The sequence below is a fragment of the Streptomyces sp. SID11385 genome (genome assembly GCF_010548245.1).
Classification (GTDB): Bacteria; Actinomycetota; Actinomycetes; order Streptomycetales; family Streptomycetaceae; genus Streptomyces.
Genome location: NZ_JAAGLR010000996.1, coordinates 1 through 349 on the forward strand (window position 1 = coordinate 1; position 349 = coordinate 349).

Here is a 349-nt window from a genome sequence, read left to right on the forward strand (position 1 = left end):
GGACGTGGTCCAGGCGCACACCCAGGGCGTGGTCAACGTCGACCTGGACCTGGGCTGCATGTACGAGCTGGCGGACGGCACCAAGGGTGTGGTGCAGCCGCTCGGCAACCTCATCGGTGACCTGAACGCGCCGCCCTACATCAGGCTCAGCGGCGACGACCGCTTCGGCGCACCGTCCGGCGAGACGGTCTACGTCAACCTCGACCAGCGCGACCAGATCAAGCGGCTGCTGTTCTTCGTCTACATCTACGACCAGACACCGGCCTTCGACCGTACGCACGCCAAGGTGACGCTCTACCCGGGCAACGGGCCGCGCATCGAGATCGAGCTGGACGAGCGGGCCCCGCAG

Annotated in this window: 1 pseudogene; it reads left to right on the forward strand. The window is 67.3% G+C overall.

Going from position 1 to position 349, the window contains the following annotated elements:
* Positions 1-349 (forward strand): annotated as a pseudogene (locus tag G3I42_RS30360) (Tellurium resistance); the annotation flags it as partial.